This window comes from candidate division WOR-3 bacterium, from assembly GCA_016926475.1.
Lineage (GTDB): Bacteria > SDB-A > SDB-A > SDB-A > SDB-A > JAFGIG01.
Window position 1 is genome coordinate 38,450 of record JAFGON010000027.1, and the last position, 16,625, is coordinate 55,074.

General features: G+C 44.6%; 16 protein-coding genes. 13 read left to right on the forward strand and 3 right to left on the reverse strand.

All coding sequences use genetic code 11. The features are described from left to right. Positions 1–39: 39 nt before the first annotated feature. Genes ribD through JXA84_02820 form a run of 10 tightly spaced genes read left to right on the forward strand, consistent with a single transcriptional unit; the run spans position 40 to position 8,246 of the window. The gene (gene ribD, locus JXA84_02775; GenBank protein MBN1150127.1) at positions 40–1,128 is read left to right on the forward strand and encodes a bifunctional diaminohydroxyphosphoribosylaminopyrimidine deaminase/5-amino-6-(5-phosphoribosylamino)uracil reductase RibD; all 1,089 of its coding nucleotides are present in this window, start codon (positions 40–42) and stop codon (positions 1,126–1,128) included. Between the two features lie 14 nt (positions 1,129–1,142). Beyond that, positions 1,143–1,691 (forward strand): riboflavin synthase, encoded by a 549-nt coding sequence (locus JXA84_02780; GenBank protein MBN1150128.1) that lies wholly within the window; start codon positions 1,143–1,145, stop codon positions 1,689–1,691. After that, positions 1,688–2,887 (forward strand): bifunctional 3,4-dihydroxy-2-butanone-4-phosphate synthase/GTP cyclohydrolase II, encoded by a 1,200-nt coding sequence (locus JXA84_02785; protein MBN1150129.1) that lies wholly within the window; start codon positions 1,688–1,690, stop codon positions 2,885–2,887. The genes JXA84_02780 and JXA84_02785 overlap by 4 nt, the downstream gene beginning before the upstream one ends. Beyond that, on the forward strand, positions 2,888–3,355 hold the full coding sequence (locus JXA84_02790) for a 6,7-dimethyl-8-ribityllumazine synthase (GenBank protein ID MBN1150130.1): 468 nt from the start codon (positions 2,888–2,890) through the stop codon (positions 3,353–3,355). It begins immediately after the preceding gene. A 3-nt stretch (positions 3,356–3,358) separates the two neighbouring features. Continuing rightward, the gene (gene nusB / locus JXA84_02795; protein ID MBN1150131.1) at positions 3,359–3,754 is read left to right on the forward strand and encodes a transcription antitermination factor NusB; all 396 of its coding nucleotides are present in this window, start codon (positions 3,359–3,361) and stop codon (positions 3,752–3,754) included. Next, positions 3,688–4,503 carry a metallophosphoesterase gene (locus JXA84_02800; protein ID MBN1150132.1) on the forward strand — a complete coding sequence of 272 codons (816 nt, stop codon included), beginning with the start codon at positions 3,688–3,690 and terminating at the stop codon, positions 4,501–4,503. The genes nusB and JXA84_02800 overlap by 67 nt, the downstream gene beginning before the upstream one ends. Beyond that, entirely contained in the window at positions 4,500–5,738 is a 1,239-nt protein-coding gene (locus JXA84_02805; protein ID MBN1150133.1) for a M23 family metallopeptidase, read from the forward strand. The genes JXA84_02800 and JXA84_02805 overlap by 4 nt, the downstream gene beginning before the upstream one ends. Positions 5,739–5,740: 2 nt before the next feature. Further along, complete coding sequence (locus tag JXA84_02810; GenBank protein MBN1150134.1) at positions 5,741–6,655, forward strand: ABC transporter ATP-binding protein; 915 nt, start codon at positions 5,741–5,743, stop codon at positions 6,653–6,655. Further along, on the forward strand, positions 6,652–7,425 hold the full coding sequence (locus JXA84_02815) for an ABC transporter permease subunit (protein MBN1150135.1): 774 nt from the start codon (positions 6,652–6,654) through the stop codon (positions 7,423–7,425). The genes JXA84_02810 and JXA84_02815 overlap by 4 nt, the downstream gene beginning before the upstream one ends. Next, a complete protein-coding gene (locus tag JXA84_02820; GenBank protein MBN1150136.1) occupies positions 7,422–8,246 on the forward strand; it encodes a prepilin peptidase in 825 nt (274 codons plus the stop codon). The genes JXA84_02815 and JXA84_02820 overlap by 4 nt, the downstream gene beginning before the upstream one ends. Here the strand turns inward: JXA84_02820 and clpB are convergent. Then, positions 8,231–10,843, reverse strand: coding sequence for an ATP-dependent chaperone ClpB (clpB, locus tag JXA84_02825; GenBank protein MBN1150137.1), 2,613 nt, complete (start codon positions 10,841–10,843; stop codon positions 8,231–8,233). The genes JXA84_02820 and clpB overlap by 16 nt on opposite strands. Positions 10,844–10,929: 86 nt before the next feature. Here clpB and JXA84_02830 point away from each other — a divergent pair, with 86 nt between their 5' ends. The 3 genes from JXA84_02830 (at position 10,930) to JXA84_02840 (ending at position 14,663) form a co-directional block, all read left to right on the forward strand. After that, entirely contained in the window at positions 10,930–12,279 is a 1,350-nt protein-coding gene (locus JXA84_02830; GenBank protein ID MBN1150138.1) for an FAD-dependent thymidylate synthase, read from the forward strand. 177 nt (positions 12,280–12,456) lie between these two features. Beyond that, on the forward strand, positions 12,457–14,502 hold the full coding sequence (locus JXA84_02835) for a PAS domain S-box protein (GenBank protein MBN1150139.1): 2,046 nt from the start codon (positions 12,457–12,459) through the stop codon (positions 14,500–14,502). Next, a complete protein-coding gene (locus JXA84_02840; protein MBN1150140.1) occupies positions 14,406–14,663 on the forward strand; it encodes a hypothetical protein in 258 nt (85 codons plus the stop codon). Before JXA84_02835 ends, JXA84_02840 begins: the two co-directional genes overlap by 97 nt. Positions 14,664–14,902: 239 nt before the next feature. On the opposite strand, the gene JXA84_02845 is transcribed toward JXA84_02840, so the two are convergent. Then, a complete protein-coding gene (locus JXA84_02845) occupies positions 14,903–15,391 on the reverse strand; it encodes a hypothetical protein (GenBank protein ID MBN1150141.1) in 489 nt (162 codons plus the stop codon). A gap of 146 nt (positions 15,392–15,537) precedes the next feature. Continuing rightward, positions 15,538–16,521, reverse strand: coding sequence for an aldo/keto reductase (locus tag JXA84_02850; GenBank protein ID MBN1150142.1), 984 nt, complete (start codon positions 16,519–16,521; stop codon positions 15,538–15,540). Positions 16,522–16,625: the final 104 nt, after the last annotated feature.

Genomic DNA, 16,625 nt, shown 5'->3' on the forward strand with positions numbered 1-16,625 from the left:
CCTCTTGTAAGATAAAGCTGTTTTTGCGATAATACTTCCATGTCCAAATACAAAGACATTATCTACATCAAAAAAGCTATCGACATCGCCAGGGGCAAAGACAGGGCTGTTGCGCCGAATCCTACCGTGGCATGCCTTTTAGTAAAAAACGACAGGATAATTTCAAAGGCTTTTCACAAGGGTCAGGGAACCCTTCACGCCGAAAGGGCGGCTCTGATTAAAGCCGGAAGAGAAGCGGCGGGATCGACACTTTACGTCAACCTCGAACCTTGCTGTCATTGGGGGAGAAATCCTCCCTGCACCGACATAATAATTGAATCCAAGGTAAAAAGGGTCGTCTATTCTCTCAAGGATCCAAACGAAGAAGTCAACGGAAAAGGAGCGAAACAACTCCAAAAGGCAGGCATAGACGTATCTTCGGGAATCTGCGCTGAAGAGGCTTTCGACGTGAACGAAAGCTATTTTGTCAGCCGTATTTTCAAAAGACCTCTTGTTTCAATTAAATTCGCCACCTCCGCCGACGGTTTCGTCCGTGACAGGAAAGGCGTTTCAAAATGGATAACAGGCGAAAAGGCGAGACATCAAGGCAGAAGACTGCGTTCTCTCCACGCAGCGGTCACCGTCGGAACCAAAACCATCTTGGAAGACGATCCTCAGCTGACCGCAAGGATTCTTCGACAAAAGGACCCCCTGAGGGTTGTCTTAGACAAAAGTCTTAGAATTCCCGGGGACAAAAAAATTTTCGCCGATGGAAACCACATCGTCTTCACCTCATCTGAAAGAGATCTGCCCAAAGCCGAAAAGTTGTCCCCCAAAGATTTCAACCTCAAGAACATATTGAACATACTTTATTGTAAACATAAGATAATCTCTCTTCTCGTAGAAGGAGGTCCGGTTTTAGCTTCATCTTTCATAAGGGAGGAATTGTTCGATTACGTCTACCATTTTATCGCCCCTTATTTTCTCGGGGAAGGTTTGAAGATGTCAAACGAATTGTTTTCTCTTGAAGACCGCTTAAACCTTGCAAGAAAAAGAGTTCAACCACTCGACGAAGATTTTCTGATAGTATATAAAAATCTTCGCAACAAAATTAAAATTCTGGAGGACGGCTGTTTACAGGCATCATAGAGGAAACCGGCGTTTTGAAAAAAATCGAAAGGCGCGGCCAATTCTGGGACATAGCGGTCTCTTGTGAAAAGGTGCTTTCAGATCTAAAAATAGGCGACTCAGTCAGCATTGACGGGACTTGCCTGACAGTCACCGAAATCAACCCCGGCATTTTCCGTTCGCAGGTCTCGCTTTCCACCTTCAACACGACAAAGATCAAACATTGCCGGCCCGGCGCTGTCATCAACCTTGAAAGAGCTCTGCGGGTGAACTCAAGGGTCGGAGGTCACTTTGTTCAGGGACACGTCGAGACCACAGGAAGAATCCTGAAGTTTCTGAGATCCCCCGGAAACTCGACCCTCGAAATACACATCCCGAAAAACTTCCTCAGCGGCATCGCTGTCAAAGGTTACGTCGCCGTTGACGGAATCAGCCTGACCGTCCGATCAAAAAAACATTTGTCAATAGACATCATAGTAATTGAAGAGACGTTCCGCAGCACAAACCTTAAACACGCACGGCCAGGGCAGTATGTCAACATAGAGAGAGACTATATGCCTTTGACACATGGAGGAACGAAATGATCCACACCATAGAAGAAGCATTGGATGACATAAGGAAAGGTAAAATAGTCATCGTCGTCGACGACGAGGACAGAGAAAACGAGGGCGACATGGTTATCGCCGCTGAAAAGGCGACGCCCCAGGACATAAACTTCATAACAAGGCATGCACGCGGTCTTCTCTGCGTCTCCATGACTGAGCAGAGGATGAACGATCTGGGTATTCCCATGATGACCCAAAACAACACCGCGCCTCTTCAAACAGCTTTCGGGGTATCTGTTGATGCTTCTCACGGAGTGACAACCGGCATCAGCGCCAAAGACCGGGCTAAAACAATAAACCTTCTCGCTTCAACCGCTTCAACCTCAGCCGACTTCGTCATGCCGGGTCACGTATTCCCTCTCAGGGCTAAAAAAGGCGGCGTGATGAGAAGGGCGGGTCACACTGAAGCAATCGTCGATCTTGCGAATTTGGCGGGTGTGTATCCGGTAGGTGTTCTCTGTGAAATCCTCGCCGAAGACGGTTCCATGGCAAGGCTTCCGGAGCTGGAAAAAATTTCCGAGGAATTCGGATTGAAGATAATCACTATAAAAGATCTCATCTCCTACAGAACAAAAAAGGAAAAACTCATTCACCGAAGTGCCGAAGCCCACCTTCCTACGAAATGGGGAGATTTCGAACTGATACTCTACGAGACACAAATAAACTCAGATGTTCACGCCGCTCTCGTCAAAGGAAAATTCGAGAAAGACGAGAGTGTTCTCGTCAGGGTTCATTCAGAATGTTTTACCGGAGATATTCTCGGATCGCTCAAATGCGACTGCGGCGATCAGCTTCACGCCGCCATGAAATTGATAGAAAAAGAGGGTAAAGGGGTCATACTATACATGAGGCAGGAAGGAAGGGGGATAGGTTTGGTCAACAAAATCAAAGCCTATTCTCTTCAGGAAAAAGGGCTGGACACTGTCGAAGCGAACCTATGCTTGGGCTTCAAAGCAGATGAAAGAGACTACGGAATCGGAGCCCAAATACTCTCGGATCTAGGCCTGTCCAAAATAAAAATCATGACGAACAACCCGAAAAAACTTATAGGTCTTTCGAGTTTCGGCCTTACCATAACTGAAAGAGTGCCGCTTGAAATACCGCCCAACGATAAAAATTTGAATTACCTGAGGACAAAAAAAGAAAAACTTGGACACATTTTAAAGGAGGTCTGAATGCCCATTGTCAGGGAAGGCAAATATTCAGGAAAAGACAAGAAATTCGCTTTGGTAGTTTCTCGGTTCAACTCCACAGTGACCGCCCGCCTTATCGATGGAGCGCTCGACGCTCTTCGAAGGCACGACGTCAACGAGGAAGATATACACGTCATTTGGGTGCCCGGAGCCTTTGAGATTCCGGCGGTTGCGAAAATCACCGCCTTTTCGGGCAAATACGACGCCGTGATCTGTCTGGGATCCGTCATAAGAGGAGACACTCCTCACTTTGATTACGTGGCGGCCGAAGTCTCAAAGGGCGTGGCTTCTGTCGGCATATCGTCCAAAGTTCCGGTCATATACGCAATAATAACCGCAGACACACAGGAGCAGGCTCTCGACAGATCCGGGATCAAGTCCGGCAACAAAGGTTTCGACGGAGCCCTGTCCGCTCTCGAAATGGCGAACCTTTATTCGGCACTGGAATGACCTTTGCAGAGTCTTCACTATCTGAGAAAACTGATAATCAAAAAACTCTATAGGGACGAATTCTGTGAAGAAGACGACAGTCTTTTTTTCGACTTCTACTGCAAAGCTCTCAACGGTGAAGACATTGCCTGGCTTGAGGATAAAATCAAAAAAATAAAAAATAATCTCGAAAAAATCGACAAGTGCATAAAAAGCAATTCAAAGAACTGGAACATTGAAAGGGTGGGTCTCGTTGAGAGGCAGATCCTGAGGTTGTCCATAGCCGAAATATTTTTCTACCCAGAGGTTCCGGTCGCTGTTGCGATGGACGAAGCAATAAAGCTCGGTAAAGAATTCTGCGGCTCAAAGGCTTCTTCTTTTATAAACGGAATCCTCGAAGCGGTCGCGAGGGAAAAATAAAAGCGGCGATATTTTCCGACATCCACGGCAACCTTCACGCTTTTGAAGAACTCAAAAAACAGATTTCATCCGTTTCCCCCGACAAAATCATTTTTCTTGGAGACGCGGTTGATTACTGCGCTTTCCCAAACGAATGCGTGGACGAGGTCGAGAGTCTATCAGACTTAAAACTCCTCGGAAACCATGACGCGGCCGTTCTGGGAAAGATATCAGATGAATATTTCAACCCGGACGCCAGAAAATCGCTGTCTTGGACTCGAAAAGTTCTGAAACCAGAAAAACTAAAGACAATATCAGAATGGAAAATGACAGAACAAGAAGTCATCGACGGCTGGCACATCGCTTATTCCCACAGCTCTTATTCATCTCCGGAAAAATGGACCTACATTTCAGATTCTGAAGATGCGTCGGACGAAATCAAAAAGACAAAAGAAAATAATTTTGATATAATTTTCATAGGACACACTCATATACCGATGGTTTTTTTTCAAAACGAAAAAATGAGGCTTTTGCGGATGAGAGAAGAAACGGAACTGGAGCTTGGCAGAAATTGCCGTTGTATAGTCAACGTCGGGAGCGCGGGTCAACCCCGAGACGAAAACAAAATGCCGGGTTTTGTGGTTTTTGACTCTTCTTCGGACAAACTGACCTTCAAGCGTTTCGAGTACGACTACATGTCGGCTTTCAAAGCTGTATCGACAAGCGGCCTCCCTAAAAGCCTCGCTTTGAGGTTGCTGCTGGGAAAATGAAAAGATTTTTAACGTTAGCCCTATCAGCGGCTCTTTTTTCCTGCACCGACAGCAAGAGGGTGGAAATTCCTCTCATGGAAGACAGCTCGGCTTTTCGGGACGCGGCGGTCTCAGAGACCGTCGTCGCGGTTCTGGACTCGGGAGAATACCTCTCTTCGCTGATTTCGAGGTCATCTCCCCCATACATAAATTCAGGAGAAGTATCCCTCGTTTTCAACAGCCTTTTCAGGACAGATCTGTGCAGGCCCGGTGAGACCCTTTTTGTCTACATAGACAATGACACCGTGACTGACATGCTCTTCAAGAGAAGAGAAGACCAAATATACCGGGTTTTCAAAACAGAATCCGGGTGGAAGGGAGAGACGGTTGAAGTTGCCGTGACATACGTTCCTTTGCTCATAAGGGGAAAGATAGACCAAGAAAGCCCCTCACTTTGGCAAGGCATTATAAAAGCGGGGGGAAACGACGACCTCGCCGCCACCTTCTGCAACCTACTACAATACCAGGCTGATTTCACCTTCAGCTCCCGCGTCGGAGACTCATTCGAAATACTCGTCTTCAAAAAATATTTGGATGGAGAGCTGATAGGCAGAACTCCTATATTTTCAGGAATATACTGGGGAAGCAAGACTTTCGGCGACGCCTATTTATATTCGCACTCAAGATTTTCGCACTTCAGCCGCGACGGACAGAGTTCCGAGAGAAAGTTTTTATCATCCCCTGTTTCATACACGAGAATATCCTCTCATTTTTCTCCCGCGAGATTCCACCCCATTCTACATTACACGAGGGCTCACAGAGGCGTGGATTATTCAGCCCCGACAGGCACGCCTGTTTCCGCCGTATCAGGAGGGACAGTCTCCCTTTCGGGGTGGGCTGGAGAAGCGGGAATTGCAGTCAGAATCCAGCATTCAGGCGGAATAGAAAGCGAATACTATCATTTGAGCAGAATCGCAGACGGCGTCGTCAAAGGCAAAAGGGTCGAACAAGGTCAAGTAATAGGATTTGTCGGTTCAACAGGCCTTTCGACAGGACCTCACCTGCACTTCGGCATCAAAATCAACGGAACCCACGTCGACCCTCTTCCCGTTCTGGAAAGAGCTTCGGGTGAAGAACTGCCCCAATCAGAAAAAATACTTTTCCACAAAGCACTCAGGTATTACTCACTAATCGGCGAGATCACCGAAGATTTGAGTTTCATAGAAATCGAGACAAGCGTTAATCCCTCTCCCTGACTATGGATAAAGCCGTCGAAATCAAAGAACTGAAAAAAACTTACAGGACGGGCTTTATACCTAAAAAAATAAACGCCCTCAACGGGCTCTCTTTCTCTGTTGAACAAGGATGCATTTACGGACTTCTCGGTCCTAACGGGGCGGGGAAAACAACTACGATGAAAATTTTGACCGGCATTTTGAAGAAAGATTCCGGAGAAGCTCTCGTGTTCGGTGAAGTTGCGGGAAGCATGAAATCCAGGTCCATTACAGGTTTTCTCCCTGAAAATCCGGTTTTCTACCCCCATTTGACCGGGGAGGAGTTCATGGAACTGGCTTTCGACCTGGTAGGAAAAGGTAAGGACGTAAAACACACTGAAGAACTGCTCGATTCCGTGGGGCTGAGAGAATCTTCGAAAAACTCGATAAGGACTTATTCCAAGGGAATGCTTCAAAGGTTGGGTATCGCTCAAGCCATGGCAGGAGAACCAAAGCTTCTAATACTGGACGAACCCCTTTCAGGAGTCGATCCTGTGGGTAGAGCGGAGATAAAGGACATGATAAGAAAGCAGAAAGTTTTGGGGAAGACAATTATATTTTCCACCCACACACTTCCGGACATAGAAGAACTCGCCGACGAAATCGGCATAATAGACAAAGGAAAACTTGCTCTTCAGGATTCACTCCTGAACATAACTTCAAAATACCGCAATGTCCATACTCTAGTGATACAATCGAAAAAAAACGATTTGAATTCCCTGGGAGTTGAAAGTCAATTCCAGAATTGCGGAGAAAATTTTTGGAAATTCGAAGGTTCTACAGAAGAGGCGGAAAAGCTTATGAAAGAATGCGGTTCGGCAAATATAAAAACCATAAAGTTCGGACCTTCACTTTCGCCTTTGGAACAGATTTTTGTCGACCTGATAGGATCGAAATGAACAAAATCAGAGCTCTGACCGTCGTCACCGTCAAAGCGCTTCTCAGGGAAAAAACACTTTGGTTTATTTTGATTTTCCCTCTTCTCATGAGCCTCACCCCGATTATTTTAAAGCCTCTCGTGTTGGGGGAATTTGAAAAAATCCTCTACGACTTCGCGAACTCGACTTTTCTTCTAACCGGAATCCTTCTTTCGGTTGTGTCGGGAACCTCCGTTATACAGGCGGAGCTGAAACAAAAGACAATTTACCTGCTTTTGTCCAAGCCCGTCAGAAAAGAACAGTATCTTCTCGGAAAATTTTTCGGAATGTACGCAAGCGTTTTCATCGTCGAATTGGCTGTCGCTTTTCTTTTCCTGGCAGTTTTTCTTCTGACCGGCTCTTCTTTGCACCCTAATTTTTTTCTGACTTTCGCTTTTGTCCAGCTTCAGTTGATAATCGTCTGCGCTCTCAGCGTATTTTTCTTCACTTTCACCACGCCCATAACGGGAGCGGTTTTCACTTTTTTAACTGTCGTTTCAGGTCTTATGCTTTCCTCCGCTTTGAATTTCAGCGACATAAGCGACAAACTAAACCCATTGACCAAAACTATGGTCTCGTTTATTGGCTATTTTCTGCCGGCTTTCTCGGAAATAGACATAAACATCCTCGCCTATCACAGGATACCTCTTGGGGCGGATTTCATACTCGCTTCGGTCTCTTACGCGTTTTTTTATTCCCTTTCCTGTCTCTCCCTGTCTTTCCTGATATTTGAAAGAAGGGAATTCTTATGAATTTTCTGGAAGCTCTAAAATCCTATCCTTCTTTTCTACTCGCCGTTTACTGGTCTTTTTTCGGAGCGTGTCTCGGCTCTTTCGCGAATGTATGCATCTACAGAATTCCCAGAAAAATTTCCATAATCAGACCCAGGTCCTTCTGTCCTCGTTGCGGTCACAAAATACCCTTTTACCTGAACATACCCGTTTTGTCCTACTTTTTTCTGAGGGGAAAATGCCGTTTCTGCGGCGCTAAAATTTCCATAAGATACCCTCTCGTCGAAACTGCGGTAGCCCTTTTGTTTCTTGCGGTTTACCTGATGTTCGGGACATCCTGCGACACACTCAGATTTTCTTTCGCTTTTTTCTTTCTTTTCACGGTGTCGGCTACGGATTTTGACAGGTTCCAAGTTCCCGTAAGGCTGACAGCCGCGGGAGTTTTGACGGGTATTTTGACTTCTTTTCTGCCTAATCTTTTCACATCGCCCCTGGAGAGTTTTTTGGGGACCGTTATCGCGATAGGTTCCGTGGTTCTTTTCAACGACATATTTACCGCGATATTCTCCAGAGAAGGCCTTGGAGACGGCGATGCAAGCGTGGCCGGACTGATAGGAGCATACGCCGGCTGGAAAGCATTCTTTTTCTCTCTTTTTTTCGGAGCCGTTTTCGGAATAATTTTCAGCGTTGTACTTTTCTCCGTTGTAAAAGGCAAACATGATTCGGACTGGAGGGACCCTCAACCGAGGTGGAAAAAAATGCCTTTTGTTCCTTTTATGTTCATCGGTTTCGCCGTTTGGACTTTTTTAGCACGGTTTATGCCCGGCTATTTGCCTTTCTGACCTTTTTTAGCAGATACTTCAATACTGCCTTTCTTTTCATCCACCAAAATGGTTTCGTGAACGCGTATTTCTCCCCCGATAATTTTCTCAGCGACGACATTTTCTACATGCCTTTGGAGGTATCTCTTTATTGGTCTCGCGCCGTAAACCGGGTCGTATGCTTCCGACGCTATGGTCTTTCTCGCGTCTTCTGTCATCTCGATTTTCATGTCGGACTCCCTGAGCCTTTGGGCTATTTGACCGATCTGAAGATCGATGATCTTTTCCACCTGTTCTATAGTCAGAGGTGTGAATATCACGACTTCATCTACCCTGTTTAAAAATTCCGGTTTAAAGTGATTTCTTAGAGCGTCGAGGACGTCTTTTTTTCTCTCATCGAAAAGGTATCCGTCTTTTCCCATGCCCTCGACCAGCAATGTACTCCCTATGTTTGAAGTCATTATCAGAATTGTGTTTTTGAAATCGACTGTTCTGCCTTTGCTGTCGGTCAGCCTGCCGTCGTCCATTATCTGCAAAAGGGCGTTGAAAACGTCAGGGTTCGCCTTTTCAATCTCATCGAACAGAATCACGCTGTAGGGTTTTCTCCTGACAGCTTCGGTGAGTTGTCCTCCTTCATCGTAGCCGACGTAACCCGGAGGAGCGCCTATGAGTTTTGAAACCGAGTGCTTTTCCATGTACTCGGACATGTCTATCCTTATCAAATTTTCCTCGGTGTCAAAGAGCACTTGCGCCAGCGCTTTAGCAAGTTCTGTCTTGCCGACTCCGGTAGGGCCGAGGAAAATAAAATTTCCAATGGGCTTCGCGGGATCTTTGAGACCCGCTCTCGCTCTCAAAACTGCTTTCGACAGAATAGCCACGGCTTCGTCCTGACCTATCACCCTTTTGTGGAGCAGATCTTCCAGATGTATCAGTTTTTCCCTTTCGCCTTCGAGAAGTTTGTTGACGGGTATCCCTGTCCAGAGGGACACAACTCCCGCTATCTCTTCTTCTGTGACATCTTCTCTCAGCAGCCTGTCCTCTCCTTTTCCGGAAGAAGCCTCGAGTGACGCCAGCTCTTTTTCCAGATTCAACAGCTTGCCGTACTTGAGCTTGGCGGCTTTGTTTAGGTCGTACTCTCTCTCGGCTTTCTCGGCTTCGAGTCTGACCTTTTCCACCTCTTCCCTGATCTTTCCTACTCTGAGTATCTCATTTTTTTCCTCGGACCATTTTTTCTTCAACTCGCCGTATTTTGCCTTGTCCTTTTCTATGTCCGCTTCAATGTCCGCGAGTCTTTTTCTGCTACCTTCGTCTTTTTCTTTTTTTAGCGCTTCTCTCTCGATTTCAAGCCGTGTGATCTTTCTGTTGAGGTCGTCAATGACAGACGGCATGCTGTCTATTTCTGACCTGATCTTCGCCGCCGCTTCGTCTATGAGGTCTATTGCCTTGTCCGGAAGAAACCTGTCCGTTATGTACCTGTGGCTCAAGACCGCCGAAGCGACTATAGCGTTGTCTAAAATTTTTATCCCATGGTGGATTTCAAATTTTTCTTTCAACCCCCTTAGTATTGAAATTGTGTCTTCTACCGAAGGTTCATCGACGAGGACGGGTTGAAACCGCCTTTCCAGAGCCGCGTCTTTCTCTATGTGTTTTCTGTATTCGTCTATTGTCGTAGCTCCTATGCAGTGGATCTCCCCTCTGGCAAGAAGCGGCTTGAGCATGTTTCCGGCGTCGAGTGAACCCTCTGCCTTTCCAGCTCCCACGACAATATGCAGTTCGTCGATGAACATCAGTATCTTGCCACCAGATTGCTGCACTTCGTTCAGAACCGCCTTTAACCTCTCCTCGAATTCACCCCTGAATTTCGCGCCGGCTATGAGGGAGCCCATGTCGAGGGCGAATATTTTTTTGTCTTTCAAGCCTTCCGGGACATCTCCCCTATCTATCCTCTGGGCGAGACCCTCCACAATAGCCGTTTTTCCGACGCCTGGGTCTCCTATGAGGACTGGGTTGTTTTTTGTCCTCCTCAGAAGAATTCTCAAAACCCTTCTTATCTCTTCGTCTCTGCCTATTACGGGATCAAGTCTGTTGGACCTGGCGAGTTCGACAAGTTCCCTTCCGTATTTTTTCAACGCGTCGTAAGTCGTTTCTGGATCGGCGCTCGTGACCTTCTGACTTCCCCTTGCTTCCATTAGGATTTTGAGGAATTTATCCCGTTCGACTCCGAGCTCTTTGAGAATTTTTTTCGTTTTTTTACTCCTGTCCGAGAGCATCGCCAGCAAAATATGCTCTACGCTGACGAACTCGTCTTTCATCTGGGAGGCTTCGTCGAACGAATCCGCAAGAACGAGGTTGATGTCCGCGCCAATACCGGGAGAAGGCGCCCCCCCCTGTGCAGTCACCTGAGGAAGCTTTATAATCTGTTTTTCAATTTCGTCTTCGAGAGCGTCAACATCTACGTCCATCCTTCTCAAAATCTGAGGTATAAAACCGTTTTCCTGCCGGATAAGGCAGATCAGAAGATGTTCTGGTTCGATTATCTGGTTGGCTCTTCGTGAAGCCTCGATTTGAGAACACTGCAGGGCTTCCTGCGCTTTATTTGTCAATTTATTTAAATCCATAAACATCTCCTTTTTAATAAAAAAATATCTAATTTTGAGCATTTAGCAAGGCTTTCTCTTTAATTTCCTTGTCAGGCAGGGTTTAATTGGCTATATTACGTATCATGCAGGTAAAACTGACGGGAATATCATCTTACGCAGACCTCGAAAAGGCTAAACAAGCCGAAGCGATCGCCGCTTCCTTCGCCAGGTGCAGCAGGTCAAACCTCTCTCTATCCGAGTTGAGAAACCAGGCTCTTTCCGACGTCGAAAGCGCCAGAAAATCCAACGAAAAGATAGTTTTTCAGATGGGACACAAGTCCATAGCCGAACACGTCTGCATGAATTTTGACTTCTCAGGAGTCAGCAGATTAGCAGTAGAATACATTGAAAAACACAGGCTGGCTTCTTTCACGGAGAGATCTCAAAGATACACAAACATCATAGACAACGCCCTTTTGCCTGATGAATTCAAGGATAAAGACGCGAAAAGAATGTTCTTCGGTTTCACCGAGGCCTCCCAGGAACTATACGAAGAGCTTTCGGACAACATCGAGAAAAAAAACCCTTCAAAAGGAGATCCTTCAAGAGAGGATTCAAGATACGTCCTGTCTCTCGCCACGCCGACCCAACTTGGAATGACGGTAAACGCGAGATCACTTGAGCGTGTCATCTTCTCTCTGAGAGGTGTAGGGCTTTCAGAGACTCACAAAATAGCCGAACTTCTGGAGGCCGAAGGTAAAAAATACGTCCCGTCGCTGATAAAATACACCCAGAGGCCGCAAACCGCCGGGTCCGGCCTTTTTTTTGGCGAAGGCAAAGCCGGGGACAATGTCAAGTTGCTCTCTTTCACCAAAGACACAGACCTGGTAATAGCTTCGGGGCTGGTCTTCGAGCAGAGGGGTATTTTCCCTGAAAAGTTCGATGACAAATCAATGCAGGACATCTACAAAGGTGTCTACGAAAGCCTATCTGTCCACGACACTCTTCCGAGGGCTTTTGAACTCGCCGATTTCACTTTTCTGCTTACACTTTCATCCGCGGCTTTCGCACAGCTTAAAAGGCATCGAATGATGACGATTCTCTCGAGTTTACCCGACCCGAATCTTGGTATTGTCGTACCGGAATCAATCAATAGAGCTGGTTATGAAAAGGAATTCATGGATTTCGCCCAGAGGTCAAAATCCGCTTGGGAGCAAAGCGGGATGAAATTGGCATCACACTATTTTCTGATTAACGCCTTCAAAAGAAGGGTTCTCGTCAAGATGAACATGAGAGAATTATGCCATTTTTCAAGACTTAGAATGGACAAGCACTCCCAGTGGGAAATCAGGCGAACAGCCCATGAAATCGTCCGCGCAGCCCGTCAAAGAGCGCCGCTCGCCTCTTTCATGTTCTGCGGAAAAGACGATTTTGAAGCCCAAAAGTCTTTTCTGGATAACGAAGGCTTCAAATAACCCTTGGCTTTCATCCTCTACACGCCTTTGCCATCCTTTTGAAAAAAAACTTTTCGTGTGTTTTCAATCCCAAAAAGAATTTGTAAATCTTGTTTTATCAGTCGATAACCTCCGCTTTGACAAAGCATACCTTTTGTCATATCATCTCAATATAAACACCTTTCCCCCGGAGGTCTCGTGGAGAAGAAAAAAGTGTTGATTGTCGAAGACCAAAACCTTATTTCTCTGCGCATAAAACTCGTCCTGGAACAAAATTCATTCGATATTGTAGGCGTTGTCGATTCGGCTGAAGAAGCCCTTGAAATTCTCGAAAGGACAAAACCGGATGCTATCATTTTAGACATTGTCCTGTCAGGGAAAATGGACGGCATCACGGCTTCAGACATCATCAGAAAAAAATTCGGCATTCCTATCATTTTTCTGACAGCCTTAAAAGATCGGGAACAGCTGTCGGAACTTGCCCGGGACCAACACTACGCCGTTATCTACAAACCTATTCAAGAAAACGAAATAACCCAAAACCTGGAGAAGGTTTTAAGCAGGAACAGACAAAAACCTTCTGTCAGAGAAAAGACGGAATTTTCAGAAAATCACGAGATTTTTATAAAGGAAATAATCGACGAAAAATCTTTTGATTTTGTCAACTGTTTAATCCTGGTTCTCGACAAAAACGGCCGTTTGGTCAAGATGAACTCCAGGGCTGAACAGGTTTTACAAACCGCTTCACGAGAAGTCGAAGGGTTGAATTTCGACTCTGTTTTCAGTTTAAAAAGCCTGAAAAGCGGAAAAAATCCAGCCGATATCTTGAAAAGTTTTCTCAAAGACGGTGACGTCGAAATGTTTTCATCTTTCACCGAACTTAATTTTGAAGAACGTGCATTCGGGATTTTAAAAATGAGTTACGCTGTAAAAAATCCGCTTGGCGGATTCACATGCTTTATCCTCGCCATCAACGAAAAGCATCCTGAAGATACCATGGACAATTTCTACAGAATAAGTTCCGAAAGAATCAAGACAATCATTAACAATATTGGCGAAGGTATAGGTGTTGTCAGCGGGGATGAAGTTTTCATCTTTTCAAATCCTACCGCCGATAAAATTTTCGGCGTATACCCAGAAACCCTTATTGGAAAAGGATTGAAGAATTTTCTCAGCTTAGAACAATACCAAACCGTTTTATCCGAGACAGAAAAAAGGAAATCGTTGAATAAAACCACTTATCTTCTGGAAATATCGCGCCCTGACGGAGAAAAGAGAATTTTAAGCGTGACCGCCACGCCCGAGACAGACGAAAACGGATATTTTATTGGATCAATCGGAATTTTTGAGGATATTACGGAGAAAATCAAAAAAGAAAAAATTCTGATAGAAGAGCAGGAAAAACTAAAGCACCTAATAAACGGAAGCAAAGACATAGTCTATTCCATAGACACCTTGGGAAACATCGTCTTTATAGGACCGCAGACCAAAACTTACAATCTAACACCGGACGACGTAATCGGAAAAAACATACTTGAATTCATACACCCTGACGACAGGGAGAAAGCCATGAGCGATTACGCAAAAGTCTTGCAGACTGGGCAGTCGTTCCCTTCGGAGGTGAGACTCGTCGACATGCAAGGCGTAACCCATTGGTTTGAAGATTACGGAAATCCTTATTTCGACAGAGAAGGAAACATAATTGGGCAAATAGGCATGCTCAGGGACATCACCGAGAGAAAAAGAATGGACGATGAATTGAAGAGCGCTCTCAAGGAAAAAGAGATTTTGCTCCGTGAAATTCATCACAGGGTCAGAAACAACCTCGAGGTCATATCCAGCCTTCTTCAACTGCAGTCTTCATACGTAGGAGACGAAAAACTCTCCATTTTGCTCAAAGAAACCCAAAGTAGAGTTATGAGCATCGGCCATGTTCACGGCCTTTTATACCATTCCGAAAACTATTCGACGATAGAATTTTCCAATTTCATAGATACTTTGACCGAAGAGATTTTTCAGACCTTCAAAAAAACAATTAACCATATAGAGATAATAAAAGACTTGCAGAAAATCTCTCTGAGCATAGACAAGGCTATACCCGCTGGGTTAATCGTAAACGAGCTGATGATAAACAGCCTAAGGCACGCATTCGTCGGCAGGAAAGAAGGGGCATTGCTTATATCGCTACAACAAGACCAAACCAGCGACACCTATGGAGCAAGAAAAAAAACTTCGCAAGTATAACGGTAAAAGACAATGGAATCGGCATTCCAGAAGACATGGATATCGAGAGCGCTAAAACTCTCGGCATGACAATAGTCAAACTCCTCAGCAAACAGCTCAACGGAGTTATAACCATAAATAGAGAACTCGGCACTGAAATAGTTCTTCGCTTCCCCTTGTAGTCGCTTAAAATCTATTTTTATTCGATGTTTAATCTGAGTTTACTTTCCGGTTTAAATATATTTTCAACAATGCCGTTTGTGTTTTCGCACACATCAACTAATAAAATTATGCCGCGTCAGTGTCCGTCACTTAACAGCCTAAATAAATATACTACAGAATATAATTTACTCTCACGACCGGAACCAATTTGCCAGGGAATATGCAGAACGATGGCAGGCGTTCTGAGAAATGTTTTTTTTTAAATCGTAAAATACTTCAGGTAAAAAACCAATTCATCAGTTGAATCCCTGACAAGATAAGCTTCGACGAAGTATCCGTCCACATAAGCTTTTCTGGAGACAATAATTTCATCTGTGTCCGACAGCCACCACCGGAAATCGAAATTTCCGAAATTATCAGGAAAATCATCAATGTCTGTCAGTTCTATGATTTGTGCTTTTATTTCTTGTTCAGATTCTTCAGGAATTTGAATTTTTGCGAGAAATATAGGGTCAACTGGGGGTTTATAATAAAAATTGAGCCCTTTAGCATTGTCGGGTATGTCCAGGTTGACGGTCTCCTCGATGTATGTCATGGTCTCTTCTTCAAACTGAGTTGAATCCAATTCATGCTCTGAGAAATACTTGTCCCGACAGCCCGACAGGACTAAACCAATGATTATCAGGGAAGTTTTTCTGAACATATTCTTGCCTCCGATGAAATTCAAAAGAGTTTTACTTTCTTTCATTCCTGACTTTTTTTATGTACGGATTCAAGTCACGACAATAATCCTCGTAAAAGCTTGTCTTAACAATTTCCAAGCCAACACCTGTCTTTTTTTACTGCACATCAGGATTATCATCAACGTTTTTTACCTAACTTTAGCATAAGTTTTCAGTTATTTGTCAATCTTAGTGATTCTTGACTATACCTTTCACCAGTATTGGGATATTTAGCAATTATGCTTTCTATCTCTGAAATTTCGTCAGATGACAAATCCACATCTACGGCTTTAACATTTAATTCCAGGTATTTTCGCCTTTTGGTACCCGGTATAGGAATAACATCATTCCCCTGGGCAATCACCCATGCCAATGCCAGTTGGGAGGTTGTCAATCCTTTGTCGTTTGCGAAACTTGTCAATTCTTTCACCAGTTGTTTGTTGTTTTCAAGATGTTCTCCCTGAAATCTTGGCAACGTCAGCCGTATATCATTTATTTGGCTTATATCAAAGTTTTCAGTAAACATTCCTCTTCCCAAAGGCGCAAAAGGAATTAACGACATTTTGTGTTTCCTGAGTGTCGGTAAAATTTCATTCTCAATGTCGCGGCTTAACAATGAATACTCGCTTTGCAAAGCTGCGATTGGATGTATAGCATTTGCCTTTTCGATTGATTTGGCGGAAGCTTCCGAGACCCCTAAATATCTTACTTTGCCTTCTTTTACCAACTCAGACATTGCTCCAATTGTCTCTTCAACCGGGACTTTCAGGTCTATACGATGAGCGTAGTATAAATCAATACAATCGATCCCTAATCTTTGCAGGCTCAACTCTACCGCCTGTCTCATCCATGTCGGAGAACCATCCAATTCACTTGCTAAATGGTTTCCATTTTTTGAATACTTAAATCCGAATTTTGTCGCAATAAATACTTTGTCCCGGTTGGGTTTAAGCACTTTTGAAATCAACTTTTCGTTTTCGCCGCCTGCGTAAAAATCGGCGGTGTCCCAAAAATTTATTCCTAAATCCAGCGCTCTATTCAACGTTGCAATACTTTCATCATCATTTCTGTCGCCATAACCATGGGACATTCCCATACAGCCAAGACCTAGGGCTGAAACATTTTCCGACGTTTGTCCTAAGATTCTATACTTCATATTGTTTCTCCTTTTAAATATATTCTATTCCCATATTACAAATTTACCCCTAACCATCTTTTTTATGAAGCGGTTTGCTTCTTCTGGCAAAACATTTTCTTTAA